Source organism: Mesorhizobium sp. B2-4-7 (assembly GCF_006442685.1).
Taxonomy (GTDB): domain Bacteria; phylum Pseudomonadota; class Alphaproteobacteria; order Rhizobiales; family Rhizobiaceae; genus Mesorhizobium.
In genome coordinates this window covers 660047-685915 of the sequence record NZ_VFVH01000001.1, presented here as the reverse complement: position 1 = coordinate 685915, position 25869 = coordinate 660047, and the positions used below count along the sequence as shown (strand labels likewise).

Genomic DNA, 25869 nt, shown 5'->3' with positions numbered 1-25869 from the left:
GGCGAGCAGGGCAGTGGCATTCGTCAGCGCTTCAGGAGGCGAAGATGTCGCGGGTGGAGAACCAGCCCTTTGCCACGTCGATGAAGGCCAGCACGGCATTGGGCAGGCGCTGATGCGTGTCATGGGTGAGGATGATGCGCTGCATGGGCAGCGGATCGGAAAGCGGTTTGCAGACGAGAGGCAAGCCGTCATAGCTGCGGTCGCCATGCGGCCTCGTGTAGCTGACGGCGACGCCGAAGCCGTTGGCCACCATGCTGCGCTGGAGTTCGAACGAGCTTGTCTGCCTGTCGGCGACCGGCGACAGGCCACGGCTGCGGAACAGGTCCAGCATGTGCTGCCAGCTATGCGGCTGGTCCGTCGTGATCAGCGGATAGGCGGCCAGATCGGCCAGGCTGACATCGGGACGATCCGCCAGCGCGTGTCCAGCCGGCAAAAGCGCGTGCGGCCTGAGCTCATGCAGCAGGATGCGGGCGAAATGCGAAGGCAGCCCAAGATCATAGGTGAGCCCGAGGTCGACGGCGGCATCGCCGAGGCGCCGCCCGAGCGTCTCGAAGGTCTCGTCGCGCACGATCACTGCAACCTCAGGATGGCGTTCCGAGAAGGCGCGGATCAGGGCCGGCGCGAAATAAGGCGCCAGATCTTCGAAGCATCCGAGCACCAGTTCGCCCCCGAGCGCCGACTTGCGCGAGCCGAGACCGATGAGCTCGTCCGTCTCGGCAAGGACCTGTTTCGCCTTGGCCACCACGGCGCGGCCGAAGGATGTCAGCGAAACGCCGCTTCCGCGCTGGCGCACGAAGAGTTTCTGGCCGAAATCCTGTTCGACCGCGTCGATCGCCACCGAAATGGACGGCTGTGAGACGTTCAGCGCCCTGGCCGCGCCGGTAACGCTGCCGTGGCGAGCGACGGCAACCAGATAGCGCAGCTGCGTTAGGGTCAGACTCATAGAGTGGCACTATGTGACAGATGAGAAGTTATTATTTTACTGAATGAAAGAGGCTTGCGATAGTGGCATCGATCCCTGAAAGGAGAATGCCATGGCTTCCCAGACCGCACCTCGCGCGATCGACACAGGCTTGATCGATGCGAAGTCGATTGAGGATTACCAGCGCGACGGCGCCGTCTGCATCCGCGGCGCTTTCAAGGACTGGGTAGATACGATTGCCGCCGGCATCGAGCGGAACATGCAAAACCGCAGCGCCACCGCGTCGGATATCGCCAATGGGCGAGGCAGCTTCTTCGACGACTACTGCAACTGGGAACGCATTCCCGAATTCGTCAAGCTGGTCCGCGAATCGCCGGCGGCCGAACTGGCGGCCGCGGTGATGCGGTCGCGCACGGCGCAGTTCTTCCACGATCATGTCCTTGTCAAGGAACCGGGCACCCAGAAGCCGACGCCCTGGCATCAGGATATCCCTTACTACTTCGTCGACGGCCGGCAGACGGTGAGCTTCTGGATCCCTATCGACCCTGTAAAGGAGGCAACGCTGCGGCTGATTGCCGGCTCGCACAAATGGGACAAGATGATCCTGCCGGTGCGTTGGCTCGACGACAGCAATTTCTATGCCGACGAGGGCGACTACCTGCCGGTGCCGGATCCAGACACGGACCCCTCGCTGGAGGTGCTTGAATGGGAAATGGAGCCGGGCGATGCTATCCTGTTCGATTTCAGGACAGCGCATGGCGCACGCGGCAACCTCACTGCGGCGCGGCGGCGGGCGCTATCGCTGCGCTGGGTCGGCGACGATGCCCATTATGTCGAACGGCCGGGGCGCACCTCGCCGCCCTATCATGGCCATGGCATGCAGCCGGGGCAGAAGCTGCGCGAGGACTGGTTCCCGATCGTCTTCCAGAGCTGAGGCGCTTGCCCGAAATCGGCGGCGGAGGACGCCGCCGATTTTCTGGCAGGGGTAACGTTCCCGTGCGCAATTTCGACCAAATCGCCCGGATGCCTTGACCCGTCGTCCAGAGAGCAATAGCGGGTTCTTTGGAAGATTACAGGCATCAAGAGGTGGCCATGAACGTTCTTCTTCTCGGCTCCGGCGGCCGCGAACATGCGCTCGCCTGGAAGATCGCCGCGTCGCCGTTGCTGACCAAGCTCTATGCTGCGCCCGGCAATCCTGGCATCGGCCGCGAGGCGGAGCTGGTCAAGCTCGACATCGCCGATCATTCCGCTGTCGCCGCCTTCTGCAAGGACAAGCAGATCGACCTCGTCGTGGTTGGGCCGGAAGGGCCGCTGGTCGCCGGCATATCAGACGATCTGCGTGGCTGGGGCATCCGCGTCTTTGGCCCGTCGCGTGCGGCGGCGCGGCTCGAAGGATCGAAGGGCTTCACCAAGGATCTCTGCGCCAGATATGACATCCCCACCGCCACCTATGGCCGTTTCTCAGACCTGGCATCGGCCAAGGCCTATGTCGAGAAGATGGGCACGCCGATTGTCATCAAGGCCGATGGCCTTGCCGCGGGCAAGGGCGTCACGGTCGCAATGACGATGGATGAGGCGCTGGCCGCGCTCGACGCCTGTTTCGACGGCTCTTTCGGCACGGCCGGCGCGGAAGTGGTGATCGAGGAGTTTCTGACCGGCGAGGAGGCCAGCTTCTTCTGCCTGTGCGACGGCACTACAGCACTGCCCTTCGGCACCGCGCAGGATCACAAACGCGTCGGCGACGGTGATGTCGGCCCCAACACCGGCGGCATGGGCGCCTATTCGCCGGCCCCGGTAATGACGCCGCAGATGGTAGAGCGCACCATGCGCGAGATCATCGAACCGACCATGCGTGGCATGGCTTTAACGGGTGCATCCTTCGCCGGCATTCTCTTCGCCGGGCTGATGATAACGGACGAAGGGCCGAAGCTGATCGAATACAACACCCGCTTCGGCGACCCCGAATGCCAGGTGCTGATGATGCGGCTGAAGGACGACCTGCTGGTGCTGCTCAATGCCGCCGTCGATGGCCAGCTCGCGCACATATCGGCGCGCTGGAGCGACGAGGCGGCACTGACCGTCGTCATGGCCGCGAGGGGCTATCCCGGGACGCCCGAAAAAGGCTCGGTCATTCGCGGGCTCGATGAGGCTGCCAGCCAGGGCGCCCAGATTTTCCATGCCGGCACCGCCATCAATGGCGGTGCGCTGGTCGCCAATGGCGGTCGCGTCTTGAACGTCACCGCGGTCGGCGCGACTGTCGGCGAGGCGCAGGAGAAGGCCTATGCCGCGCTCGACCGTATCGACTGGCCGCAGGGCTTCTGCCGCCGCGACATTGGCTGGCAGGCCGTGGCGCGCGAAGCGGCAGGAGCAAGCTGACCGCAAGCATCCGGTCGCGCGCTTTCAGCGTTTGCCCCGGTCGAGTTCGGTAGAAGCGGTGCTCACCGGGTCCGCCGCCGCAGCGAAGGCGGCTTCGAGTTGCGCTGGAGTGCGCTGCCCGGTGCGCTTCCAGGCGACATATTGGACGATGCCGAAGATCGGCCGCCGCGGCACCGTCTTCACGACAGGCATGCGGAACCCGTCGCGGAATTTCGACCAGCGCGAACCAAGCACCGCGACCATTTCCCCGAAACTCGGCGGCGTCGCCACATCGGCGTAGATGAGGGTGGTCTTGCCGGCCAAAGCGGCTTCGCGCGAGAGCGGCACCGGTACGCTGGCGAGATAATCCGCCGGCACGTCGATCAGCCCGCCGAACGGCCATTGCTGGCGCAGCGTGGCGGCATTTGTCGGCGCGACGTTGACGTCGATGTCGTCCGGCGTCCCGGCTACCCTGTAGGGGCAACGGAAGCGGCCGCAATTGGCCTGGGCCGAAAACTGCCAGAGCGCATAGCCTTGCCAGTTGCCGATGGGAAAATGCACGTCGATGTCAGGCTTGTAGCGCGCGTACCAGAGCGGCAGCCGCGACAGCAGCCGGTATTTGTAGCTGTTGTCGGCGATATACTGGGCGGTCTTGCCATTGGTGTAGAGTACCGGGAAGCGGCCGATGCGCCGATGCACCTGGCGCACGAACGCCTCGGCGTCGTCGAGCGACATCCATTGCGCGGGATCGATGCCTTCGATGTCGAGGGCCATGAGGTCGTCCGGCGCGGGATCAGCGAAATCAAGGAAATTATTGGCCTGCTCGACTGGATTGCCGGGGCGGGCGAGGTGATAGGCGCCCCATTTCAGGCCGAGCGCCTTGGCGACCACCTTGCGCGTCTGGAACAGTTCGCGCGTCACCGCATGGCGTTTCCACAGTGCCTTGCAGAGTTTGACCTCGGTATCGTCTCCGGAGCAGGAATAGGGCGGCGACATGCCGTCGGAGGCTTTGTTGATGAAGCCGACGACGCGCTTGTCCGTGGCAAGCTGCGCCCAGTCGATGGAATTGTATTCGTAGGCATCGACGACAAGCGCCCGGTCGGCACTTTTCCACGGCTCGGAGAAATCCGAGGCCCTTGCCGCCGGTGTCAGCGCCATCATCGCCGCGAGAGCGATCGCTGGGCGGCGAAGAAGATGCGCCGTTCTCTTCAAACAGGAATCCCCGTTGATCAAAGGCAAATCCTGGACCGCTATGGTTAAGGATTCGCTTTCAAGGCAATGCGGTCCGTCAGCCGAACAGCTTCAATGCCGTCGCTACCGATAGGAACAGCGACAACCGCCGGTCTTGAAATGGCCTGAAACCATATTTGCAATAGAAGGCGGCGGCCTTGTCGTCCTTTGCGTCGACGATCAGTGCGAAGGAAGCAGGAGCAGCTTGGGCGCAGCGCCGAAGTGCATCCACGATCAGTATCGATCCTACTCTTTGTCCCTGATATCGGGTATCGACTGCCAACCTTCCGATCAATATGGCGGGCAGGACCGGGTAACGCGGTAGGCGTCTTGTCAGGTCTTCCGGCAGAGAAGTGATGGGCACACTTGACGCTGCAAGAGTGTAGTATCCGGCAATGAGATCGACATCACGGTCCGCGGCGACAAAGCAGTTTCTAACTCGGCGTTTGACGTCCTGGCTTGCCAGCTCGTGTAGATATTGGTCGAGTGCCAGCACGCCACAGCTGAATGCCTTACGATCATACGATCCGCCCAGCGGCTCGATGATCAAGCCTAGACTCACCGGGATTCGACGACAACTCGCTTGTAGGCGTCGGCGGCTTTGCGCAGCGCTTCATTAGGTTCGGGCGGATTGAGAATGGCCTCTACCAGAGCGAGCTGATCCTCGATGGACAGGCGGATGATAGCGATCTCCTCAATGGTGCGTTGTGCAGCTTCCTGCGCTGCGGAGACCACGAAGTCGCTGACGCTGCGGCCCTGGATTTCGGCGGCACGTTTCACCACACTCAGCATATCCGGGGATATCCGAGCTTCGAGACGGGAGGTACGGGTCAGTTGGTTTGTCATTTCGATCACCTCTAGCACGGTATGTACGGGAATACATATCAAGTGCGACGGTCAGCGCGGCCGAATGGCTGAATTTCAAACGGATCCGGCCCGGGCTGTTGCGGCAACGTGCCTTCGGCCGCGCGTTTGCGATGATGGGCGAGCGAGCATTTCGGCGAGCACAATATACCGCGATCCGACCAATAGGCGGCGCCGTTTTCCAATTCACCGTGATAGTATGAGAACCCCGCCGCCCGGTAGGGCAGGCCGCACTCGATACAACGGTAGGCGTCAGGTCTGGCAAGCATGAGTTGGTTTCCAGTCGGCTGGTTCTGGTCTGTTGCCGGTCGATTTTGACCGGGCGTCCATCGCATTTAATACGAGCCGGCGCGATTGCAAAATCAGCGTGACAAAATTTGACGTTTACGTAAAAAGAAGATGGGCGATCGCCCAAAGGCGAATACGGTGTGTGGCAAGCAGGTCCCACTCAGATCCTAGGATCAGCCTGGCCGATGCATCAGGAGGAGCGAGCGGCATGTATCTGGCACCGGTCGAGGACATCGCGTTCACCCTCAAGCATGTGGCCGGCCTGAAGCCTGCCCTCGATGACGGCACGTTCGGCGATCTCGGCGAGGATCTCGTCGACGCCGTTCTTAGCGAGGCCGGCCGCTTCGCCACCGAAGAGGTCGCTCCGCTCTACAAGATCGGCGACGAGCACGGCGCGGTGCTGAAGGACGCGGCAGTGACCATGCCGCCGGGCTGGAAGGAACTTTATCGCCGCTGGATCGACGGCGGCTGGAACGCGCTCTCCGGCCCGGAAGGATATGGCGGGCAGGCGCTTCCGACCATGCTCGGCGTCGCCGCGCTCGAAATGTGGAATTCCGCCGCCATGGCCTTCGGCATTGGCCCGACGCTGACCATGGGTGCGGTCGAGGCGCTCGACAAGCACGCTTCGGAAGAGCTCAAGGCCAAGTATCTCGCAAAGCTCGTCTCCGGCGAGTGGATGGGCACGATGAATCTGACTGAGCCGCAGGCCGGCTCGGACCTCGCTGCCTTGCGCACGCGCGCCGAACCGGCCCGCGACGGCACCTACCGCATCTTCGGCCAGAAGATATTCATCACCTATGGCGAGCATGATCTCACCGACAATATCGTCCATCTGGTACTGGCGCGGCTGCCTGACGCGCCTGCGGGCACGCGCGGCATCTCGCTCTTCCTGGTGCCGAAATTCCTGGTCGGCGCGGACGGCTCGCCTGGCGCACGCAACGACGTCTTCTGTTCGGGCCTCGAGCACAAGCTCGGCATCCATGCCTCGCCGACCTGCACCATGATCTATGGCGACGGTTTTCAGGGCGCCAAGCCCGGCGCCATCGGATGGCTGATCGGCGAGGAGAACAAGGGGCTGGCCTGCATGTTCACCATGATGAACAATGCCCGCCTCGCCGTCGGGATGCAGGGCGTGGCGGTCGCGGAAGCCGCGACCCAGAAGGCGATCGCCTATGCCAATGAGCGCCGCCAGGGCAAGGCGGCGGATTACGCCGGCGCCGGCATGGCGCCGATCGTCCATCACCCCGACGTGCAGCGCAATCTCCTGACCATGAAGGCGCTGACGCAGATCGCGCGGGCGATCAGCTATTCCTGTGCCCATGCCATCGACCTGGCGCGCGTATCGTCTGGTGACCAGGCGGCGCATTGGCGCGACCGGGCCAACCTGTTGACGCCGCTTGCCAAGGCTTTTTCGACCGATATCGGCGTCGAGGTCGCCTCGCTTGGCGTCCAGGTCCATGGCGGCATGGGTTTCATCGAGGAGACGGGGGCTGCGGCACTCTATCGCGACGCCCGCATCGCGCCGATCTACGAGGGCACCAACGGCATCCAGGCGATCGATCTGGTGACCCGAAAACTGCCGCTCGGCGGCGGCGAGCATGTGCACGGCTTCATCGCCGAGCTTGCCGCTGTCGCCAGCGCCGTGCGGACATCGAATCTCGAAGGGTTTGGCCATACGGCCGATGCTCTCGACCGCGGGCTCGACGATCTGACGCAAGCGACATGTTTCCTGCAAAGACTGTCGGCCGATGGCCGGACTGGCGAGGCGCTTGCCGGCGCGACACCCTATCTCCGGCTGGTCTCGCTTGCAGCCGGCGGCGCCTACTTGGCGCGGGGCGCCCTTGCCGATCACGGCCGCGTCGCCCTTTGCCGCTTTTTCGCCGAAAACCTGCTCGGCGAGACAAGTGCCTTGAAGGAGCGCGTTGTCGACGGCGCCGCAAGCCTCGCCGCTGCCGGCAGGACATTGATTTCCGCCTGACGTTCACAAGGAAAGAACCGTGACAGACCATATCCTCGTCGAGCGCCAGGGCGCCATGCAGATCATCCGCATAAACCGCCCGGACAAGAAGAACGCGCTGACGCGCGCCATGTACGCCAAGATGTCGCAAACCTTGGCCGAAGGGGATGCGGATCCGGCAATTCGCGTCCATGTCTTTCTCGGCGTGCCCGGTGCCTTCTCCTCCGGCAACGACCTCGCCGATTTCATGGTCGTCGCCACTGGCGGCGAAGGCGGCACGGAAGTCTGGGATTTCCTGATGGCGCTGGCCAGGGTCGAAAAACCCATCGTCTCCGGTGTCGACGGCATCGCGGTCGGCATCGGCACCACGCTCAATTTGCACTGCGACCTGACCTTCGCCACGCCGCGCACCGTGTTCAGGACACCCTTCGTCGACCTCGGCCTTGTGCCCGAAGCGGGATCGAGCCTGCTGGCGCCGCGCATCCTGGGCCAGCAGGGCGCGTTCGCGCTGCTCGGCCTTGGCGAAGGCTTCTCGGCCGAACGCGCCAAGGCCGCTGGTCTGATCTACGAAGTTGTCGAGGAAGGAGCGCTGGAGGCGTCGGTTCTGGCGGCCGCCGGCCAGATCGCCGCCAAGCCGCCGCAGGCGCTCAGGATCGCGCGCGACCTGATGCGCGGCTCTCGCGAGGACCTCGTCGCCCGCATCAACGTGGAAAGCGAGCATTTTCGCGAGCGGCTGAAATCGGACGAAGCCCGCGCTGCACTGACGGCATTCATGACCAGAAAAAAATAGTTCGGCCCCCGCCTCCCTTAGATGGGGAGGTCGGCCCGCAGGGTCGGGTGGGGTGGAGCGCCGACCTATCCCGCGTGCCTCGGTCGCCACTGGCCAGCCCGGGCTAGGCGCAGTGAGGATGTCGGCGCTAGTTTACAAACTCAGGGATAAAGCCGCGTCTTCTCCCAACCGCCCCCGGCATTGCGCGAAAACACCACGCGGTCATGCAGCCGAAACGGTCTGTCGTGCCAGAACTCGATCGTCTTCGGCACGATGCGGAAACCCGACCAGTGTTTTGGGCGCGGAATCTCGCCGATGGCGTAGCGGGCCGTGTATTCGGCCACCGCCTTTTCCAGCGCGAACCGGCTTTCCAGCGGCCGCGACTGTTTCGAGGCCCAGGCGCCGATGCGGCTGCCGCGCGGCCGTGTCGCGTAATAGGCGTCGGCTTCGGCATCGCTGACGATCTCCACCGGCCCGCGCACGCGCACCTGGCGGCGCAGCGATTTCCAGTGGAAGCACATCGCCGCCTTCATGCTGCTTAGGATCTCCCGGCCCTTGGCGCTTTCGAAATTCGTGTAGAACACAAAGCCGCTCTCATCGAACCCCTTGAGCAGCACCATCCGCACATCCGGCATGCCCTCGGCATCGACGGTTGCCAACGCCACGCCGTTGGGGTCGTTCATTTCGCTTTTGGTGGCGTCGTCCAGCCATGCGGCAAAAAGGCGAAACGGCTCGGCGGCCTCGGTAAAGTCACCGCTTGTTAACTCAGTCTCACTCATAGTTTTTCTCAAATTTTCATCAAACAGGGGAGGTTGCCGATTGTCGCGTATCGCGCAAGCTTTTGACAGCAGGCAAGGCAGCCTATTTGCTTCAGCCAGCGCCAAAGCCGCGATCGTGATGATTGCCTTGCCGCTTGCCGCATGTGGCGCGGGCGGCTTCAGCCTGCAAAAAGCCGAGGTCGATCGCTCGATCCTGACCGGCAGCATTTCGGCTCCAGCCGCGTCGGCCGATTCGGACCGCGATTCCGACCAGACGACGATCGGCAACGCGGTGTCCTCCGCCGACATCGAGCAGCTCGGCGGTCAAGACGTGCCGTGGGCCAATGCCGGTACGGGTTCGCGCGGCTCCATCACCGAACTGGCGGAATTGAAGGACGGGGGTCAGACCTGCCGCCGCTTCAAGGCTTCGCGCGAAAGCTTTGACGGCGTTGCCATGTTCGCGGGCGAACTTTGCCTGGCCAGCGCCGGCGGCTGGCGCATGCAGGACTTCAGGGCGCTTTGATCTTCCACCTCTGAAATAACGTGCAGCACTGGAATTTCTTCCTATGCGAGCGCATATAAGAGGCGACTATGGACTCACTCTTTCTCCAGGGCAGGAAGCATGCGCGACCCCTATGAGGTGCTGGGCGTTGCAAAGAACGCATCGGCCAAGGACATAAAATCGGCGTACCGCAAACTCGCCAAGAAGCATCATCCGGACCAGAATCCGAATGATCCCAAGGCGAAGGACCGTTTTGCCGCGGCCAATCAGGCCTATGAGATCGTCGGCGACGAGAAGACCCGTGCCGCTTTCGATCGCGGCGAGATCGACGCCGACGGCAAGCCGCGTTTCCAGGGCTTCGAGGGCGCCCCCGGTGGCGGTGACCCCTTCGGCGGTTTTCGCCGCCAGCAGCAGGGAGCTGGCGGTTCGCGATTCGAGTTCCGCTCCGGACGCCCTGGCGGCGATCCGTTCGATGGCAACAGCGATATCTTCAGCCAGATTTTTGGCGACGTCTTCTCCGGCTCGCGCGGCCCCGGCCAAAGCGGGGCAGGAATGGGTGACCGCCGCCAGCCGGCAACCGCCGCCGACCTCAATGTCACGCTCGACGTTACCATCGAGGAAGCGGCGAACGCTGAAAAGGTCACGGCGATGTTCCCTGACGGCCGCAAGGTGGCGGTCAAGCTGCCGGCCTATGTCGAGGACGGGCAGACCATCCGGCTGAAGGGGCAGGGCGAGCAAGGGCCGGGCCAGCCCGGCGACGCGTTGGTCAAGATCCGCTTCCGCCGGCATCCGCGCTACCGCCTGGAGGGCCGCGACCTGCATGCCGATTTGCCGGTGGGGCTGGCCGATGCCGTGCTTGGCGCCAAGGTGGCCGTAGAAACGCCGACCGGCAAGCTCGCGGTCAACGTTCCCGCCTGGTCGAGCTCGGACAAGGTCCTGCGCCTGAAGGGCAGGGGCCTGCCGGAAAAGGCCGGCGGCCACGGTGATCTCTACGCCCATGTGCGCATCATGCTGCCAGAAGGCGGCGACAGCGCGCTCGAAGGGCTGTTGCGCAGCCAAAAAGGCTGATTGGCGGCTCTTGTCCCCGAACTGTCCCGTTTGAGCGCTTGAAGGGGCTCTGTGCCTGTGCGATAGGGCTCTCCACAAGTAAGAAATCTTGCGGAGAGCACGCATATGGCGGGTGGACAGGGCCTGATGGCCGGCAAACGCGGCCTGATCCTCGGCGTCGCCAACAACAGGTCGATCGCCTACGGCATCGCCAAGGCATGCGTCGACCACGGCGCCGAGATCGCGCTGACCTATCAGGGTGAAGCGTTCAAGAAGCGGGTCGAGCCACTGGCTGCGGAACTCGGCGCCTTTGTCGCCGGCCATTGCGATGTAACTGATCCGGCGAGCCTCGACGAGGTTTTCGCAAATGTCGCCAATCATTGGGGCAAGCTCGACTTCCTCGTCCATGCCATCGCTTTTTCCGACAAGGACGAACTGACCGGCCGCTATGTCGAGACGACGCGCGATAATTTCCTGCGCACGATGGACATTTCGGTCTATTCCTTCACCACCATCGCCAAGCGCGCCGAGGCGCTGATGACCGATGGCGGTTCGCTTTTGACGCTGACCTATTACGGCGCCGAAAAGGTGATGCCGCATTACAACGTCATGGGCGTCGCCAAGGCCGCACTCGAGGCCAGCGTGCGTTACCTCGCCGTCGATCTCGGCGCCAAGAAGATCCGCGTCAACGCGATCTCGGCGGGCCCGATCAAGACGCTGGCCGCTTCCGGAATCGGTGACTTCCGCTACATCCTGAAGTGGAACGAGTACAATTCGCCGCTGAAGCAGACGGTCACGCAGGAAGAGGTCGGCGATTCCGGCGTCTATTTCCTGTCCGACCTGTCGCGCGGCGTCACCGGCGAAGTGCATCATGTCGATTCCGGCTATCACGTCGTCGGCATGAAGGCGGTCGACGCACCTGACATTTCGACAGTCAAGGATTAACTCCTCCGCCTATCCTCCGCCCAGGCCCTGGCCCGACCTCCGGAAGACCTGATGTACCCGCTGGTTTATATCGTGCGCCACGGCCAGACCGCGTGGAATGCCGAATTCCGGCTTCAGGGGCAGGCCGATACCGACATCAATGCGCTCGGCCGCGAGCAGGCGAGCGCAAATGGGCATCGGCTGGCTGACCTGATCTCCAATCCCGCAGAGTTCGATTTCGTCGCCAGCCCGATGCGGCGCACGCGCGAGACCATGGAGCGCATTCGCGCCGCCATGAAACTCGACCCCGCTGCCTATGGGACCGATCCCCGCCTTGTTGAAGTGAATTTCGGCGACTGGCAGGGTTTCACCTTTGCCGAGCTGGAGACGCAATTTCCGGGTGCGAGCAGGACGCGTGCGCTGGACAAATGGAACTTTCAGCCGCCGGGCAAAGATGCCGAGAGCTACCAGATGCTGCTCGAACGGGTAAAGCCGTGGTTCGACGCGCTCGAGCGCCAGACAGTCTGCGTGACGCATGGCGGCGTCATGCGCACCTTGTTTCGCTTCGTGCTTGACATGGCCGAGGACGATGCGGCGAAGCTGGCGATACCGCAGGACCGCGTGCTCAAGCTGGAAGGCGACACCTTGGGATGGCTTTAGGCACCCGGCACGATCCAGGAAGGCTCATGCAGGCCGCCGGCGCAGGTGCATAAAACGGCTGTAACGGCTCAACAAACGCCGAACAGCCGATTTGCATTGGAAGCCTAGTCGGAGTCGCTGTCAGGCAACTGCATATCGGTGACCACGTTTTCGCCATTGGTCACGTCATAGGCGATGACGATGTCCATGCCGGGCTTCAGCGCGTCGAGATCGGTTTCCGCGTTCAGCTTGTAGGATTTGCCGTCGTCCAGCGTCAGGGTCAGCGCGTCCTTGTCGATCTTCTTGATCAGGCCTTCGGTCTGCCCGGCGAAAGCGGCGGTGCAAAGCAGGAATGTGGCGGCAACAGCGCCAATCAGGGTACGCATCATCGTCCTCTTTGGTATTGCGCCGGCATGGGTAGCGGCGGATCCTCAACGGCGAATGGAGCAGAGCAGAAACCAATCGAATGTGTCAAAACTAAATCCGAAGATCACGGTTTGACCCCTGTGGAAAACGCCAATAGAAGGCAGGCTTCAGTCGGCTCCGATGCCGGGCAAGGCACTTTGCGATGTCTCACAACACGTTCGGCCATCTTTTCCGCGTCACCACCTGGGGCGAAAGCCATGGGGCCGCATTGGGCTGCGTGGTCGACGGCTGCCCACCCGGCATCCGCTTCACGCGTGACGAAATCCAGGCCGAACTCGACAAGCGCCGGCCCGGCCAGTCGCGCTTCGTCACGCAGCGCCGTGAGCCTGACGAAGTGAAGGTGCTGTCGGGCTTCATCCTTGACGATGACGGCGAGACGATGATCACGACAGGTACGCCGATCTCCATGCTGATCGAGAATGTCGACCAGCGCTCGAAGGACTATGGAGAGATCGCCCGCCAGTACAGGCCGGGCCATGCGGACTACACCTATGACGTCAAATACGGCGTGCGCGACTATCGCGGCGGCGGCCGATCCTCGGCGCGCGAGACCGCGGCTCGGGTCGCCGCCGGAGCCCTCGCCCGCAAGGTCGTGCCGGGCATGGTGGTGCGCGGTGCACTGGTATCGATGGGTGAGAAGTCGATCGACCGCGCCAACTGGAACTGGAATTTCATTGGCGACGCGGACAATCCGTTCTTCACGCCGGATCCGGCGTCCGTTCCCGTTTTCACGAGCTATCTCGACGGCATCCGCAAGGCGGGTTCCTCCGTCGGCGCCGTGATCGAGATCGTCGCCGACGGCGTTCCGGCCGGCCTCGGCGCGCCGATCTACGCAAAGCTCGACCAGGATATCGCATCAGGCCTGATGTCGATCAACGCCGTCAAGGGCGTCGAGATCGGCAACGGCTTCGAGGCCGCCCGCATCACCGGCGAACAGAATGCCGACGAGATGCGCATCGGCAATGACGGCCAGCCGGTGTTCCTGTCCAACAATGCCGGCGGCATCCTTGGCGGCATCTCGACCGGCCAGGCGATCATCGCCCGCTTCGCCGTCAAGCCGACGTCTTCAATCCTGACGCCCCGGAAGTCGATCGACAAGGACGGCAACGACGTCGAAGTGATGACCAAGGGTCGCCATGATCCGTGTGTGGGCATTCGCGCCGTACCGATCGGCGAGGCGATGGTTGCCTGCGCAATCGCCGACCATTATCTGCGGCACCGAGGACAGACAGGCAAGGAAGGCAGTAGGGCAGTAGGGCAGTAGGGCAGTATGTTAAGCTGCCCGCGAGACGAGCAATTTTTCCTTTCCCCTACCGCCTTACCGCCCTATTCCCCTACTCCCTTGCGAGCGAAGCGAGCATTCCATGTCTTACGACCAGAAGAAGATCGTCGAAGCAATCCGGGCCTTCGAGCGCGGCGAGATCGTCGTCGTCATGGATGATGACGGGCGCGAGAACGAGGGCGACCTGATCGTCGCCGCCGTCCATTGCACGCCGGAAAAGATGGCCTTCATCGTGCGCAACACTTCGGGCATCGTCTGCACGCCGATGCCGCGCGAGGAGGCCAAGCGCCTCAACCTTGCGCCGATGGTCGCCGACAATGATTCGGCGCACACCACCGCCTTCACGGTTAGCGTCGATTTCAAGCACGGCACCACGACTGGCATTTCAGCTGACGACCGCACGCTGACCGTGCGCAATCTCGCCAACGGCAATGTCGGCGCCTCCGATTTCGTCCGCCCCGGCCACATCTTCCCGCTCATCGCGCGCGAAGGCGGCGTGCTTATGCGTTCGGGCCATACCGAGGCGGCCGTCGATCTGTGCAAGCTCGCCGGCCTGCCGCCGATCGGCGTGATCTCGGAACTGGTCAATGATGACGGCACCGTCAAGCGCGGCCCGCAGGTCGCGGCTTTTGCCGAGGAGCACGGCCTCAAGCAGGTCTCGGTCGCCGACCTCATCGCCTATCGGCAACGCAAGGAAACACTGGTCGAACGCGTGGCATGCTCCGAGATCGACACGCTCGGCGGCAAGGCGCAAGTCTTCACCTACACGCTGCCCTGGGATTCCATGCATCATGTCGCCGTCGTCTTCGGCGACATCCGCGATGGGGAAGAGGTGCCTGTGCGTCTGCACTCCGAGGACGTGGTGACCGACGTCTTCGGCACCAGCCACCGGCTGGACGCCATCATGAAGGCGATGGGCGAGCGCAAGCGCGGCGTCATCGTCTATCTGCGCGAGGGCTCGGTCGGTGTCGCCCACCAGGAGCGCAACCGGCCGGCGAGCGGCGACGGGGAGGACCACGAAGAGGCGCGCCGCCGCGAGAATGAATGGCGCGAGATCGGGCTCGGTGCTCAGATCCTGAAGGATCTCGGCATTTCCTCGATCAATTTGATCGCCTCGCGCGAGCGCCACTATGTCGGCCTCGAAGGTTTTGGCATCCACATCGCCAAGACCGAGATTCTCTAGGTTCGACGGCGGCAATAGCGTCCGATCCGCTGAACCGGACGCGTCATGGTTCATTCCGCGGCAGCGACGGCCGCTTCACACCCATCCAACTCGCATTTGTGAGTGGCAAGACTGCGCTGGCCGAGCAGCACCGTGACCAGCGCGATGCCGCCCGCGACCACCGAGACCCAGAACCCGTTCTGGGCGCCGAACGCATCCACCACCGCGCCGGCGGCGAAAGAGCCCAGCGCCATGCCGATGCCGATTCCCGTTGTCACCCAGGTAATGCCCTCGGTCAGCATCGCTTCCGGCACATGCCGTTCGATCAGGCCGAATGCCGTGATGAAAGTCGGCGAGATCGCCACGCCGCTGATGAAGACGGTCAGCGCCAAAATCGGCACGCTGTCGGCGGTGAGCGGCAAAATCGTGCTGACTGCGATGATGGCGACCGCGACGGTCAGCTGGCGCTGTAGCGGCGTCTTGAGGTTGAGCGCGCCGACCACGATGCCCAACACGAACGATCCCAGCGCATAGACGCCGATCACCAGGCTTGCGGCACCGGCTTGGCCGAACTCGTTGGTGATCGCCACGGTGCTCACTTCCGTCGTCGCGAAGGTCGCGCCGATGAAGATTAGGGCGAAGGTGATGATCTGTACCGGCCGCAGGCGGATTGCCGAGCCAGTCGAACCATGGTCCACCGGCCGCACTTTCGGCTCGGTCGATCGCTGCAGGATGAATGCTATCGAGCCCAAAGCGAGAAACAACGTGCTCGCCAGCATGCCTGCTTCCGGAAACAGCGCCGCACTGAGGCCCACCGACAGCGACGCGCCGGCGATATAGACCAGTTCGTCGGCCGCCGATTCGAAGGCGAAGGCGGTGTTCATCTCCGGCCGGCCGCGAAAAAGCTCGGTCCAGCGCGCGCGCACCATTGCCGGCATGCTGGGCATGGCCGCTGCCAGCAGCGCCGACACGAACATTGTCCATACCGGCCAATCCTGATTGGCCGACGCAATCAGCAGCAGGAATGCCAGCACGGAGATGATGGTGGTGGGCACGACGATCCATGTCTGGCCGAGGCGGTCGACCAGCCTGGAGATCTGCGGCGCCAGGAAAGCGTTGGCCAGCGCGAATGTCGCCGAGACGGCACCCGCCAGCCAGTATTCGCCACGCGTCTGCGACAGCATCGCCACGATGCCGATCGGCGCCATGGCGACCGGCAGGCGCGCCATGAAGCCTGCAGCGGCAAAGCCCTTGGCGCCAGGGGCTCGAAAGATCTCGGAATAGGGGTTCTGCATGGTCCGTTCCTCGACAAAAGGCGATTCGGAAATTACATACGATGCGTATGAATACTAAATAGATCATACGTCGCGTATGTCAATTGGCATACGTGACGTATGTGGATAAGGCCAGAAGAGATGCACAAGCCCCGCAGGGAAATGATCGCCGAAACGCGCGCCAAATTGATTGCCGCGGCCCGGCATGCGTTCGGAACGATCGGTTATGCCGAGGCATCGATGGATGATTTCACCGCATCGGCCGGGCTGACGCGCGGTGCGCTCTATCATCATTTCGGGGACAAGAAGGGGCTTTTGCAGGCGGTTATCGCCGAGATAGACGCCGAGATGGCGGCACGGGTGAATGAGGTTGCAGCGAAAGCACCGACCCGCTGGCAAAGCTTCGTCGACGAATGCACGAGCTACATCGAAATGGCGCTGGAGCCGGAAATCCAGCGCATCATGTTTCGGGACGGTCCGGCCGTGCTGGGGGATCCCGCGCAATGGCCGAACGCCAATGCCTGCGTCGCGTCGATGACCGATCACCTGACGACGCTGCAGGGCGACGGGGTGGTTGTCCCGGGCGTAGACCCCGAGACCGCGGCACGGCTGATCAACGGGGCGAGCAGCCAGGCGGCGCAGCGGATCGCCAATTCGAACGACCCGGAAGCGACGTCGAAGACCGTGGTGGCGGCATTCAAGCAACTGCTCGAAGGATTGTTGAGGAAGGATGCCGGAGCCGCCTGACGACGGCAGGCCGCCGGCAGCGCGCTGCGCATGCCGTATCGGCAATCAAATCAAGGGTTTGTCAGACTTTTCGCATGTTGCCGCCTTGAGGCGTGCGATCGTTGATTTGAGCGGAACTTCGCCCTGTCCGCAAAACGTCTCGCTCATGATCAGCTCGGGCAGCGGCAGCCGCCGCCCCCAGCCATGTGTTTCGAGGTCCGGTTTCGGCGCGAACTCCGAGACACGGCCGACACAGAGATAGGCCACCGGCGTCACATGCCCGGGAATCGACAGAAGGTCTTTCAACGCCTGCGCCTCGATAATGCTGACCCAGCCGACGCCGACGCCTTCGGCGCGCGCCGCCAGCCAGAAATTCTGCACCGCGCAGACCGTGCTGTAGAGATCCATCTCGGGATTGTGCCAGCGTCCCAGCGGCGAACCCTGTGAGCGTCGGCGGTCGCAGGTGATACAGATATTGAGCGCGCTTTCGCAGATGCCTTCCAGCTTGAGCTTGCGGTAGAGCGCCCGCCGCTCTTCCTCGATCGCCGGCAATTCCTGCTCGCGCGCCGCGAGGAACAGGTCGCGCACCTGTTCCCGTCGTTCGGTGCCACGAATGACGATGAAATTCCATGGCTGCATGAAGCCGACCGATGGCGCGTGATGGGCGGCAAGCAGCAGCCGCGCCAAGACCTCGTCGTCGACGGCCTCTGATGTAAAATGGCTGCGAACATCGCGCCGCGTGAACATGGCGCGGTAGACCGCATCGCGCGCCATCTGGTCGAATCCGTCACCCACGGGGATGGTCATATTGTCCGGCATCGCTTGTCCCCTTGCGATTGCAATCAACTGCCGTCCGCCTGACCATGCGGATGACGATGCCTGCCAGGCCGGTCTTCTGGCTCGGGATCAACCCGCATCCGGCGCCTTCCCGTCATCGACAGTGGCATTTACCGGCGCGGTCCCCCTTACAGCGTTGGGCACGCCACGGTATCAAACCGTGTTCCCGATTCTCCCGCTCGCGGCGGGCACCAGGCAGTGGCCGGGACTTTACGACGAAGCCCCTGCGCCGCCAATCCCCGCGGCGACGCGAACGGACGCAAGCGCGATTTTCCCCAACCATCAGGCCGCAACGCATGGCCATCGCCGCGCCAGGGCACTAGATAGGGAGCATGGCCACTCGTCTCTACACCCATCCGATCTTCCTCGAGCACATCACGCCACCCGGCCATCCGGAGCGGCCGGACCGCTTGCGCGCAATCGAGCGCGTGCTCGACGACGAGGCTTTTGCCGCGCTCGATCGCCTCGAGGCGCCACAAGGCGACGAGGCCACCATTCTCTACGCGCATCCCGAGGATTTCGTCGAGCGGGTACGCGCCGCCATTCCCGATACGGGCATCGCCCGCATAGATGCCGACACAACGGCCAGCCCGAAGAGCTGGCAAGCGGCGATCACCGCGATCGGCGCCGCCAACGCCGCCGTCGACGACGTCTTTGCCGGCAGGGCAGACAACGTTTTCGTCGCCGCCCGGCCGCCCGGCCATCATGCGGAGAAAGCGACGGCGATGGGCTTCTGCCTGTTCAACACGGCGGCCATCGCCGCACGTTATGCACAGCGCAAACACGATATCGAACGCGTCGCCATCGTCGACTGGGACGTGCATCACGGCAACGGCACGCAGGATGTTTTCTGGGACGATCCGTCCGTGCTTTATTGCTCGACGCACCAGATGCCGCTCTACCCCGGCACCGGAGCAAAGAACGAAACCGGCGCCGGCAACATCGTCAACGCGCCGCTTGCGCCGCAGACCGGCAGCGAGGCGTTCCGCGATGCCTTCCTGTCGCGCGTGCTGCCCTCGCTCGACAATTTTGCACCCGACCTGATCATCATTTCGGCCGGCTTCGACGCGCATCATCGCGATCCGCTGGCCGAGATCAACCTGACCGAGGATGATTTCGACTGGGCGACCGGCCAACTCATGCAGCGCGCGGCGCGCCACAGCGCCAACCGGCTCGTCAGCCTGCTCGAGGGCGGCTACGATCTGCAAGGATTGGCATTTTCGGTCGCCGCCCATGTCGGGCGACTGATGAAAGGATGAATGATGGCTGGTGAAATCAACGAAGACGTCAAGGCGATGAGCTTCGAACAGGCTCTCGACGCGCTGGAGAAGATCGTCGATGATCTGGAGCGTGGCGATGTGCCGCTCGACCAGTCGATCAAGATCTACGAGCGCGGCGAGGCGCTGAAGGTGCATTGCGACCGGCTGCTCAAGGCGGCCGAGGACAAGGTGGAGAAGATCAGGCTGTCCCGCGACGGCAAGCCGGTCGGGACGGAGCCGCTGGACGCGGATTGAGGCACGCAGCCGTCTCTCTGGTTTTTGACACGATCATGATTGAGGATAGAACGCGTCCCGATTGAAACGGCTCCAGGACAAGAGGAGATACGGAAGCGATGTGCAGAAACATCAAGACCCTGTTCAATTTTGATCCGCCGGCGACCAACGACGAGGTGCGCGATGCAGCCCTTCAATTCGTTCGCAAGCTGAGCGGAACGACGCGGCCTTCGAAGCAGAACCAGCACGCATTCGACCATGCCGTCGAGGCCATCGCGGCGTCGGCGCGCGAGCTTCTCGATTCGCTTGAAACCAACCAGCATCCGCGCAATCGCGAGGAGGTTGCGGCCAAGCTGCGGGCGAAGGCGGCGATCCGCTTTGCCTGATCTGGCCAGAGCAGCCATCGGCCGCTGACAAGGAGAGTTCATGAGCTTCTTTCCCGGGAAGGATCCTGAAGCCGGCGATGCCTTTGCCGGCGACCAGATCGAATTGATGGTCATTCCGAACGCCAAGGACATTGGCGGTTTTCAGGTTCGCCGCGCCTTGCCGACCGCCAAAAGGCGGCTGGTCGGTCCCTTCATCTTCTTCGACCGCATGGGCCCGGCCATCCTGCGTGCCGGTCAGGCGCTCGACGTCCGGCCGCATCCTCATATCGGCCTGTCGACGGTCACCTACCTGTTCGACGGCAGGATCAGGCATCGCGATTCGCTCGGCACCGAGATGGTGATCGAGCCGGGTGACGTGAACCTGATGACCGCCGGCCGCGGCATCGTCCATTCGGAGCGCACGCCGGAAGAACTGCGCGGCGCGCCGATGTCGATCTCGGGGCTGCAGACATGGTTGGCGCTGCCGGACGGCAAGGAGGAAGTGGCGCCGGTTTTCGAAAACACCGCTGTCGCGCGGCTTCCCGACATCGACGCGGAAGGCGTCAGCGGCCGCATCGTTATAGGCGATTTCCAGGGGCTGCGTTCCCCGGTGCGAGCCGATTCCGAGACGCTCTACGCCGACCTCAGGCTGGCGCCCGGCGCCAGCGTGAAAATCCCTGCCGACGCGGAAGAACGCGCCATCTATACGCTGGAAGGCGAGGTCTCGATTTCCGGCGACGTGTTTCCGGCGGAACGGCTGCTGGTGTTCCGGCCCGGCGACGAGATCGTCGTATCCTCACAGGCTGGTGCCCATTTCATGCTGTTCGGCGGTGCTTCGCTGGGCTCGAAGCGCTACATCTGGTGGAATTTTGTCTCGTCCTCCAAGGAGCGCATCGAACAGGCCAAGCAAGAATGGAAGACCGGCCGCTTCGACATCGTTCCCGGCGATGAGGAAGAGTTCATTCCACTGCCGGAAGGCTGAGGAAATCGACGACGGGGCGTGCCTTTCGCGTCATTTGGCAGGCATTTACTTTCGCCTGCCGGCGGCCTATCCCGCGCATGAACAGAAGCTTGGGCCTACCCGTGAACGCAACGCCGCATACGCCGCTTCTCGACAAGGTCCGTATCCCGGCCGAGCTGCGCACGCTTTCCGAAAGCGAATTGCCGCAACTGGCATCAGAGCTTCGCCTCGAACTGATCGACGCGGTGTCGCGCACCGGCGGTCATCTCGGCGCCGGGCTTGGCGTGGTCGAACTGACCGTGGCGCTGCATTATGTCTTCAACACCCCCGATGACCGGCTGATCTGGGATGTCGGCCACCAGGCCTATCCGCACAAGATCCTGACCGGGCGCCGCGATCGCATCCGTACCCTGCGCCAGGAGGGCGGCCTCTCCGGCTTCACCCGCCGCACCGAGAGCGAATACGATCCGTTCGGCGCCGCCCACTCCTCGACGTCGATATCGGCCGGCCTTGGCATGGCGGCGGCGCGCGATCTTGCCGGCGGTCGCAACAATGTCATCGCCGTCATCGGCGACGGCGCCATGTCGGCCGGTATGGCCTACGAGGCGATGAACAACGCCGGCGCGCTCGATGCCCGCCTGATCGTCATCCTCAACGACAACGACATGTCGATCGCCCCACCGACCGGCGCCATGAGCGCCTATCTGGCGCGCCTGGCCTCTGGCAAGGCCTATGTCGGCCTGCGCGACTTCGGCAAGAAACTGACCTCGTATCTTGGCAAGCGTGCCGACCGTGCCATCACCAGGGCGGTCGAGCATGCGCGCGGCTACGTCACCGGCGGCACGCTGTTCGAGGAGCTCGGCTTCTACCATATCGGTCCGATCGACGGCCACAATCTGGACCATCTGATCCCGGTGCTGAAAAATGTCCGTGACAATGGCAAGGGCCCCGTGCTGATCCATGTCGTCACCCAGAAGGGCAAGGGCTACGCGCCGGCCGAGGCCGCGGCCGACAAATATCACGGCGTCAACAAGTTCGACGTCATCACCGGCGCTCAGGCCAAGGCCCCGGCCAACGCGCCGGCCTATACCAAGGTGTTCGCCGAAAGCCTGATCCGGGAGGCCCAGGAGGACGAGCGCATCGTCGCCGTCACCGCCGCCATGCCGGGCGGCACCGGGCTTGACCTGTTCGGCGAAGTGTTTCCGGCCAGGACCTTCGACGTCGGCATCGCCGAACAGCATGCGGTGACGTTCGCGGCCGGCCTCGCGACCGAAGGCTACAAGCCGTTCGCGGCGATCTATTCGACCTTCTTGCAACGTGCCTACGATCAGGTCGTGCACGACGTGGCGATCCAGAAATTGCCGGTGCGCTTCCCCATCGATCGCGCCGGCTTCGTCGGAGCCGACGGCGCCACCCATTGCGGCGCCTTCGACACCACCTTCCTGGCCTCCCTGCCGGGCTTCGTCGTCATGGCGGCGGCCGACGAGGCGGAACTGCGCCACATGGTGCGCACCGCGGCAACCTACGATGACGGCCCGATCGCCTTCCGCTATCCGCGCGGCAATGGCGTCGGCGTCGACATGCCCGATCGCGGCTCGGTGCTCGAAATCGGCAAGGGCCGCATCATCAGGGAAGGCGGCAAGGTGGCACTCCTCTCCTTCGGCACGCGCTTGCAGGATTGCCTGATCGCGGCCGAGGAGCTGGGCGCGGCCGGGCTTTCGACCACCGTCGCCGATGCGCGCTTCGCGAAGCCGCTCGACGAGGACCTGATCCGACGGCTGGCCCGCTCGCACGAGGTTCTGGTCACGGTGGAGGAGGGCGCCGTCGGCGGCTTCGCCAGTCACGTTTTGCAGTTCCTCGCCCATGAGGGCCTGCTGGAAAGCGGCCTGAAAGTGCGCCCGCTTGTGCTACCGGACGTGTTTGCGGACCACGCCAAGCCGGAAAAGATGTATGCCGATGCCGGTCTCGATGCCGCCGGCATCGTCCATACGGTTTTCACCGCCCTCGGGCAGGCGGTCCGCGCCCAGCGCGCCTGACTCGACACATCAAGCGCTTGAATCGGTTTGCCGGCTCGATGTCGTAACGCATTGTTGACATTGCGGTTTGGCGTTTTGCTTACCGTGTCTCTTGCCCGTTTTTCAACGGCACGCTGCTAGGTTCTGGCCAGGCAGGGAGACAACAACAGTGAAGACGCTTCTGTGCGGCATGGCGATCCTGACCGCCATCGCAGCGCCGGCCATCGCCGGAACGCGCTACGACCGCAATCTCGAGAAGGCGGCCGCGGATATAGTCGCCAGTAAGATGGGGCATATCAGGGGCGGCTTCTCCTACAAGCAGCTGCCGCAGCTTGTTGTCCCGCCGGACGCCGCATCGGCATCCGCCGCGCCAGTCGAGCGCCCGCGCAGGGAAGTTGCCCGCGATCGGGATGGCGGCCTGTCTCCCGCCGTCGAACGGCAGGCTCCCCGCACCATCTTCTGAGCTCGCCCAAATCAAACCACCCAAATCAAAACCACATGTCGCGCACGCAGCGGCCATCGCGCGGCAGATCGTCGTAGGTCTCGAGACCGTCGAAATGGTCGATCGGCAGGTCGGCCACGGCTTCCGGCGGCGCAAGCCTTACATTGACGGCGATCCGCGTGCAGCCGGACTCGGCTGGGCGCAAACCGCGCCAGGCAAGCACGCACGCACATGTCGGGCAGAACAGGATCTCGAGCGTGGGTTCGGCCTTGCCGGCACGTTTATAGCTTTTTATCGGCCCCACGACGCGGATACGTTCATCGACAAAGTCGTAGGCCCAGAGCGTGCCGTAACGTCGGCACAGCGTGCAGTTGCAAGCGGTGATCGGCCCGGGATCGCCCTTCAAGGTCCAGTGGGCCGCACCGCAATGGCAGGTTCCCGTAAGCATCCGTCCTCCTTCGCCTTCGGCAGCAAAACGGCGTTTCTTCCTTATCATCGTGGCCGACCTGATGCGATATGCGACTGGCCGCGAGCGGCTCTCTGCGGTCGCTGCCCTGCGGCGATGTTGCTTCTCCTGCTCCAATCTCCTTGCCTTCGCCGCCGGCTTTCGCCAAGGAAGACCGATGAATTTTCCCCGGCCAGCCAGCACGCGCCAGCGGCTCGACGATCTGCTCGTAGCGCGTGGGCTGTTTTCCAGCCGCTCGCGTGCACGTGACGCGATCGAACGTGGTACGGTAACGGTTGATGGCGTCATTGGCCGCAAGCCGGGTCAGGCCGTGCAACCGGAATGCGTCATCGCCGTTGATGACCCGGCCCAAGGCTATGTCTCACGCGCGGCGCTGAAGCTGATCGCCGGGCTCGACCATTTCGGCCTCGATCCGGCCGGCTGTGAGGCGCTCGACATCGGCGCCTCGACCGGCGGATTCACCCAGGTCCTGCTCGAACGCGGCGCGACCCATGTCACGGCGATCGATGTCGGTCACGGACAGATGCATGCTGATATCGGCAAGGACGCGCGCGTGACGGTCATCGAGGGGCTGAACGCCCGCGATCTCTCAACCGCCGATCTTGGCGGCCGCAGTCCGGACTTCATAGTCTCCGACGTCAGTTTCATTTCACTGAAACTGGCCCTGCCGCCTGCGCTTGCCATCGCCAAGCCCGGTGCCGCAGCGATGTTTCTGGTCAAGCCGCAGTTCGAGGCGGGTCGCGAGGCGATCGGCAAGGGCGGCCTGCTGAAAGACCCCTATCATGCCGCCCGTGTCGCTGGCTTGTTGCAGGATTGGCTGGATGCCGTGCCCGGCTGGCGCTCGCTCGGCTTGCATCTGTCGCCGATCGAGGGCGGTGACGGCAATCGCGAATTCCTGCTTGGTGGGGTCAAGGACCGATGAGCGCACGCTTCACCATCAAAAAGCTTGGCGCCCAGGGAGATGGCATCGCCGACACCGAAAGCGGCGATCTGTTCATTCCTTTCACGCTGCCAGGCGAGGTCGTCACCGCGGCGCGTGAAAGGGATCGCGCCACGCTGATGGCGCTGATCGAGGCCTCGCCCCTGCGCATCGAACCCGCCTGCCGCCATTTCGGCGAGTGCGGCGGCTGCGCCCTCCAGCATTTGGAGGCGCAAGCCTATCAGCAGTGGAAGCGCGAGAAGGTCGTGCATGCGCTGAGAGGCATCGATTGCGAAATAGGCGGTCTGGTCGCCTGCGCGCCGCACACGCGCCGCCGCGTCGTGCTCGCCGCCAGGCGCACCGAAACAGGCATGCTGCTCGGCTTCAATCGCCATCTGTCGCCGGAAATCATTTCCATCTCCGAATGCCCGATCTCGCTGCCTGGGATCGTCAACGCGCTCGACAGCTTGAGGGCACTCGCCGAATTGATCTGCGCCACCCCGAAATCGTTTCGCATGGCAGTCACAGTGACGGGTTCCGGCCTCGACGTGGCGGTGCATGAATCGGGCAAGCTCGGCGAAAACCAGCGCCGCATCGCCGCCAATTTTGTCATTGCGCAGGGCTTTGCCAGACTGTCCATCGATGACGAGATCATCATCGAGCCGAAGAAGCCTGTCGTCATGTTCGGCAGCGTTGCCGTCGCGGTGCCGCCGGGCGCCTTCCTGCAGGCGACGGAGGCAGCCGAACGGACCATGGCCGATATCGTCGGCGGACATCTGAAACGTGCCAAAAAAATTGCCGATCTCTTCGCCGGCTGCGGCAGCTTCGCCCTGCGGTTGGCCGCGAGATCGGAAGTGCATGCGGTGGAGGGCGATGCGGCCGCACTTTCGGCGCTCGATCGGGGTTCACGCTTCGCCACCGGCCTGAAACGCGTGACCGGCGAGCGCCGAGACCTGTTCCGCCGTCCGCTGACGTTCAAGGAGTTAAACGCCTTTGATGGCGTTGTCTTCGATCCGCCCCGCGCGGGCGCGGAGGATCAGTCGAAGCAGATCGCCCGCTCGGATGTTCCATTCGTTGCCGCGGTCTCCTGCAACCCGGTGACGCTCGCGCGGGATTTGCGCATCCTCATCGACGGCGGCTACGCGGTGAAAAGCGTGACGCCGATCGATCAGTTTCTGTGGTCGCCCCATGTCGAGGCTGTTGCCTTGCTGGAGAAGCCGCGGAAAAGACGTTAGGCGCTTAGCCC

General features: G+C 63.6%; 29 protein-coding genes and 1 riboswitch. Of the genes, 19 read left to right on the top strand and 10 right to left on the bottom strand.

The window, feature by feature from the left end; genetic code table 11:
* Positions 1 to 31 precede the first annotated feature (31 nt).
* The gene (locus FJ946_RS03480; protein ID WP_140564273.1) at positions 32 to 943 is read right to left on the bottom strand and encodes a LysR family transcriptional regulator; all 912 of its coding nucleotides are present in this window, start codon (positions 941 to 943) and stop codon (positions 32 to 34) included.
* 91 nt (positions 944 to 1034) lie between these two features.
* Here FJ946_RS03480 and FJ946_RS03475 point away from each other — a divergent pair, with 91 nt between their 5' ends.
* Both FJ946_RS03475 and purD read left to right on the top strand, forming a co-directional pair.
* Positions 1035 to 1856, top strand: coding sequence for a phytanoyl-CoA dioxygenase family protein (locus FJ946_RS03475; RefSeq protein WP_140564272.1), 822 nt, complete (start codon positions 1035 to 1037; stop codon positions 1854 to 1856).
* A 158-nt stretch (positions 1857 to 2014) separates the two neighbouring features.
* Entirely contained in the window at positions 2015 to 3298 is a 1284-nt protein-coding gene (purD, locus tag FJ946_RS03470) for a phosphoribosylamine--glycine ligase (RefSeq protein ID WP_140564271.1), read from the top strand.
* A 24-nt stretch (positions 3299 to 3322) separates the two neighbouring features.
* Here purD and FJ946_RS03465 read toward each other — a convergent pair whose 3' ends face one another.
* From FJ946_RS03465 to FJ946_RS31025, 4 genes are all read right to left on the bottom strand, one after another.
* Positions 3323 to 4438 (bottom strand): glycoside hydrolase family 25 protein, encoded by a 1116-nt coding sequence (locus tag FJ946_RS03465; protein WP_140564451.1) that lies wholly within the window; start codon positions 4436 to 4438, stop codon positions 3323 to 3325.
* A 127-nt stretch (positions 4439 to 4565) separates the two neighbouring features.
* Complete coding sequence (locus FJ946_RS03460; RefSeq protein ID WP_226880376.1) at positions 4566 to 5057, bottom strand: GNAT family N-acetyltransferase; 492 nt, start codon at positions 5055 to 5057, stop codon at positions 4566 to 4568.
* An 8-nt stretch (positions 5058 to 5065) separates the two neighbouring features.
* Positions 5066 to 5353, bottom strand: a complete 288-nt coding sequence (locus FJ946_RS03455) for a DUF1778 domain-containing protein (protein WP_140564270.1) — start codon at positions 5351 to 5353, stop codon at positions 5066 to 5068.
* 38 nt (positions 5354 to 5391) lie between these two features.
* Positions 5392 to 5640, bottom strand: coding sequence for a hypothetical protein (locus FJ946_RS31025; RefSeq protein ID WP_140564269.1), 249 nt, complete (start codon positions 5638 to 5640; stop codon positions 5392 to 5394).
* Positions 5641 to 5867: 227 nt separating this feature from the next.
* On the opposite strand from FJ946_RS31025, the gene FJ946_RS03445 reads away from it, so the two are divergent.
* On the top strand, positions 5868 to 7637 hold the full coding sequence (locus tag FJ946_RS03445) for an acyl-CoA dehydrogenase (RefSeq protein WP_140564268.1): 1770 nt from the start codon (positions 5868 to 5870) through the stop codon (positions 7635 to 7637).
* 19 nt (positions 7638 to 7656) lie between these two features.
* A complete protein-coding gene (locus FJ946_RS03440) occupies positions 7657 to 8406 on the top strand; it encodes a crotonase/enoyl-CoA hydratase family protein (protein WP_140498037.1) in 750 nt (249 codons plus the stop codon).
* A gap of 140 nt (positions 8407 to 8546) precedes the next feature.
* Here FJ946_RS03440 and pdxH read toward each other — a convergent pair whose 3' ends face one another.
* On the bottom strand, positions 8547 to 9164 hold the full coding sequence (gene pdxH, locus FJ946_RS03435) for a pyridoxamine 5'-phosphate oxidase (protein ID WP_140564267.1): 618 nt from the start codon (positions 9162 to 9164) through the stop codon (positions 8547 to 8549).
* A 40-nt stretch (positions 9165 to 9204) separates the two neighbouring features.
* Here pdxH and FJ946_RS03430 point away from each other — a divergent pair, with 40 nt between their 5' ends.
* The 4 genes from FJ946_RS03430 (at position 9205) to FJ946_RS03415 (ending at position 12276) form a co-directional block, all read left to right on the top strand.
* Entirely contained in the window at positions 9205 to 9666 is a 462-nt protein-coding gene (locus tag FJ946_RS03430) for an RT0821/Lpp0805 family surface protein (protein ID WP_140732190.1), read from the top strand.
* A 99-nt stretch (positions 9667 to 9765) separates the two neighbouring features.
* Positions 9766 to 10713, top strand: coding sequence for a DnaJ C-terminal domain-containing protein (locus FJ946_RS03425; RefSeq protein ID WP_140564266.1), 948 nt, complete (start codon positions 9766 to 9768; stop codon positions 10711 to 10713).
* A gap of 105 nt (positions 10714 to 10818) precedes the next feature.
* Entirely contained in the window at positions 10819 to 11637 is an 819-nt protein-coding gene (gene fabI / locus FJ946_RS03420; RefSeq protein WP_140498045.1) for an enoyl-ACP reductase FabI, read from the top strand.
* A 51-nt stretch (positions 11638 to 11688) separates the two neighbouring features.
* On the top strand, positions 11689 to 12276 hold the full coding sequence (locus tag FJ946_RS03415) for a histidine phosphatase family protein (RefSeq protein WP_140520815.1): 588 nt from the start codon (positions 11689 to 11691) through the stop codon (positions 12274 to 12276).
* Between the two features lie 104 nt (positions 12277 to 12380).
* Here the strand turns inward: FJ946_RS03415 and FJ946_RS03410 are convergent, their stop codons facing one another.
* Positions 12381 to 12641 carry a DUF1344 domain-containing protein gene (locus FJ946_RS03410; protein ID WP_140498049.1) on the bottom strand — a complete coding sequence of 87 codons (261 nt, stop codon included), beginning with the start codon at positions 12639 to 12641 and terminating at the stop codon, positions 12381 to 12383.
* A 182-nt stretch (positions 12642 to 12823) separates the two neighbouring features.
* Between FJ946_RS03410 and aroC the strand changes: the two genes are divergently transcribed.
* Together aroC and ribB are read left to right on the top strand one after the other, a co-directional pair.
* Entirely contained in the window at positions 12824 to 13945 is a 1122-nt protein-coding gene (gene aroC / locus FJ946_RS03405; protein WP_140520814.1) for a chorismate synthase, read from the top strand.
* 100 nt (positions 13946 to 14045) lie between these two features.
* Positions 14046 to 15146 carry a 3,4-dihydroxy-2-butanone-4-phosphate synthase gene (ribB, locus tag FJ946_RS03400; protein WP_140498053.1) on the top strand — a complete coding sequence of 367 codons (1101 nt, stop codon included), beginning with the start codon at positions 14046 to 14048 and terminating at the stop codon, positions 15144 to 15146.
* A gap of 50 nt (positions 15147 to 15196) precedes the next feature.
* On the opposite strand, the gene FJ946_RS03395 is transcribed toward ribB, so the two are convergent.
* The gene (locus FJ946_RS03395) at positions 15197 to 16420 is read right to left on the bottom strand and encodes an MFS transporter (protein WP_140564265.1); all 1224 of its coding nucleotides are present in this window, start codon (positions 16418 to 16420) and stop codon (positions 15197 to 15199) included.
* 120 nt (positions 16421 to 16540) lie between these two features.
* On the opposite strand from FJ946_RS03395, the gene FJ946_RS03390 reads away from it, so the two are divergent.
* Positions 16541 to 17146, top strand: coding sequence for a TetR/AcrR family transcriptional regulator (locus FJ946_RS03390; RefSeq protein WP_140498058.1), 606 nt, complete (start codon positions 16541 to 16543; stop codon positions 17144 to 17146).
* A 45-nt stretch (positions 17147 to 17191) separates the two neighbouring features.
* Here the strand turns inward: FJ946_RS03390 and bluB are convergent, their stop codons facing one another.
* Positions 17192 to 17944: a 5,6-dimethylbenzimidazole synthase gene (gene bluB, locus FJ946_RS03385; RefSeq protein WP_140564264.1), complete on the bottom strand. Its 753-nt coding sequence runs from the start codon at positions 17942 to 17944 to the stop codon at positions 17192 to 17194.
* Positions 17945 to 17992: 48 nt separating this feature from the next.
* Positions 17993 to 18173, bottom strand: a riboswitch (cobalamin riboswitch).
* 121 nt (positions 18174 to 18294) lie between these two features.
* Here bluB and FJ946_RS03380 point away from each other — a divergent pair.
* The 6 genes from FJ946_RS03380 to FJ946_RS03355 all read left to right on the top strand — a co-directional run bounded on the left by FJ946_RS03380 (position 18295) and on the right by FJ946_RS03355 (position 23259).
* Complete coding sequence (locus FJ946_RS03380; RefSeq protein ID WP_140558208.1) at positions 18295 to 19221, top strand: histone deacetylase family protein; 927 nt, start codon at positions 18295 to 18297, stop codon at positions 19219 to 19221.
* 3 nt (positions 19222 to 19224) lie between these two features.
* Entirely contained in the window at positions 19225 to 19476 is a 252-nt protein-coding gene (locus FJ946_RS03375; RefSeq protein WP_140558206.1) for an exodeoxyribonuclease VII small subunit, read from the top strand.
* Between the two features lie 98 nt (positions 19477 to 19574).
* Positions 19575 to 19841 carry a DUF2277 domain-containing protein gene (locus FJ946_RS03370; RefSeq protein ID WP_010914875.1) on the top strand — a complete coding sequence of 89 codons (267 nt, stop codon included), beginning with the start codon at positions 19575 to 19577 and terminating at the stop codon, positions 19839 to 19841.
* A gap of 40 nt (positions 19842 to 19881) precedes the next feature.
* Positions 19882 to 20802, top strand: a complete 921-nt coding sequence (locus FJ946_RS03365; protein ID WP_140564263.1) for a pirin family protein — start codon at positions 19882 to 19884, stop codon at positions 20800 to 20802.
* Between the two features lie 77 nt (positions 20803 to 20879).
* On the top strand, positions 20880 to 22817 hold the full coding sequence (gene dxs / locus FJ946_RS03360; protein ID WP_181167649.1) for a 1-deoxy-D-xylulose-5-phosphate synthase: 1938 nt from the start codon (positions 20880 to 20882) through the stop codon (positions 22815 to 22817).
* Positions 22818 to 22965: 148 nt separating this feature from the next.
* Entirely contained in the window at positions 22966 to 23259 is a 294-nt protein-coding gene (locus FJ946_RS03355; RefSeq protein ID WP_140547432.1) for a hypothetical protein, read from the top strand.
* Between the two features lie 25 nt (positions 23260 to 23284).
* Here the strand turns inward: FJ946_RS03355 and FJ946_RS03350 are convergent, their stop codons facing one another.
* The gene (locus FJ946_RS03350; RefSeq protein WP_140564262.1) at positions 23285 to 23686 is read right to left on the bottom strand and encodes a GFA family protein; all 402 of its coding nucleotides are present in this window, start codon (positions 23684 to 23686) and stop codon (positions 23285 to 23287) included.
* A gap of 175 nt (positions 23687 to 23861) precedes the next feature.
* Between FJ946_RS03350 and FJ946_RS03345 the strand changes: the two genes are divergently transcribed.
* Both FJ946_RS03345 and FJ946_RS03340 read left to right on the top strand, forming a co-directional pair.
* On the top strand, positions 23862 to 24626 hold the full coding sequence (locus FJ946_RS03345; protein ID WP_140514818.1) for a TlyA family RNA methyltransferase: 765 nt from the start codon (positions 23862 to 23864) through the stop codon (positions 24624 to 24626).
* Complete coding sequence (locus FJ946_RS03340) at positions 24623 to 25858, top strand: class I SAM-dependent RNA methyltransferase (protein WP_140564261.1); 1236 nt, start codon at positions 24623 to 24625, stop codon at positions 25856 to 25858. Before FJ946_RS03345 ends, FJ946_RS03340 begins: the two co-directional genes overlap by 4 nt.
* Positions 25859 to 25869: the final 11 nt, after the last annotated feature.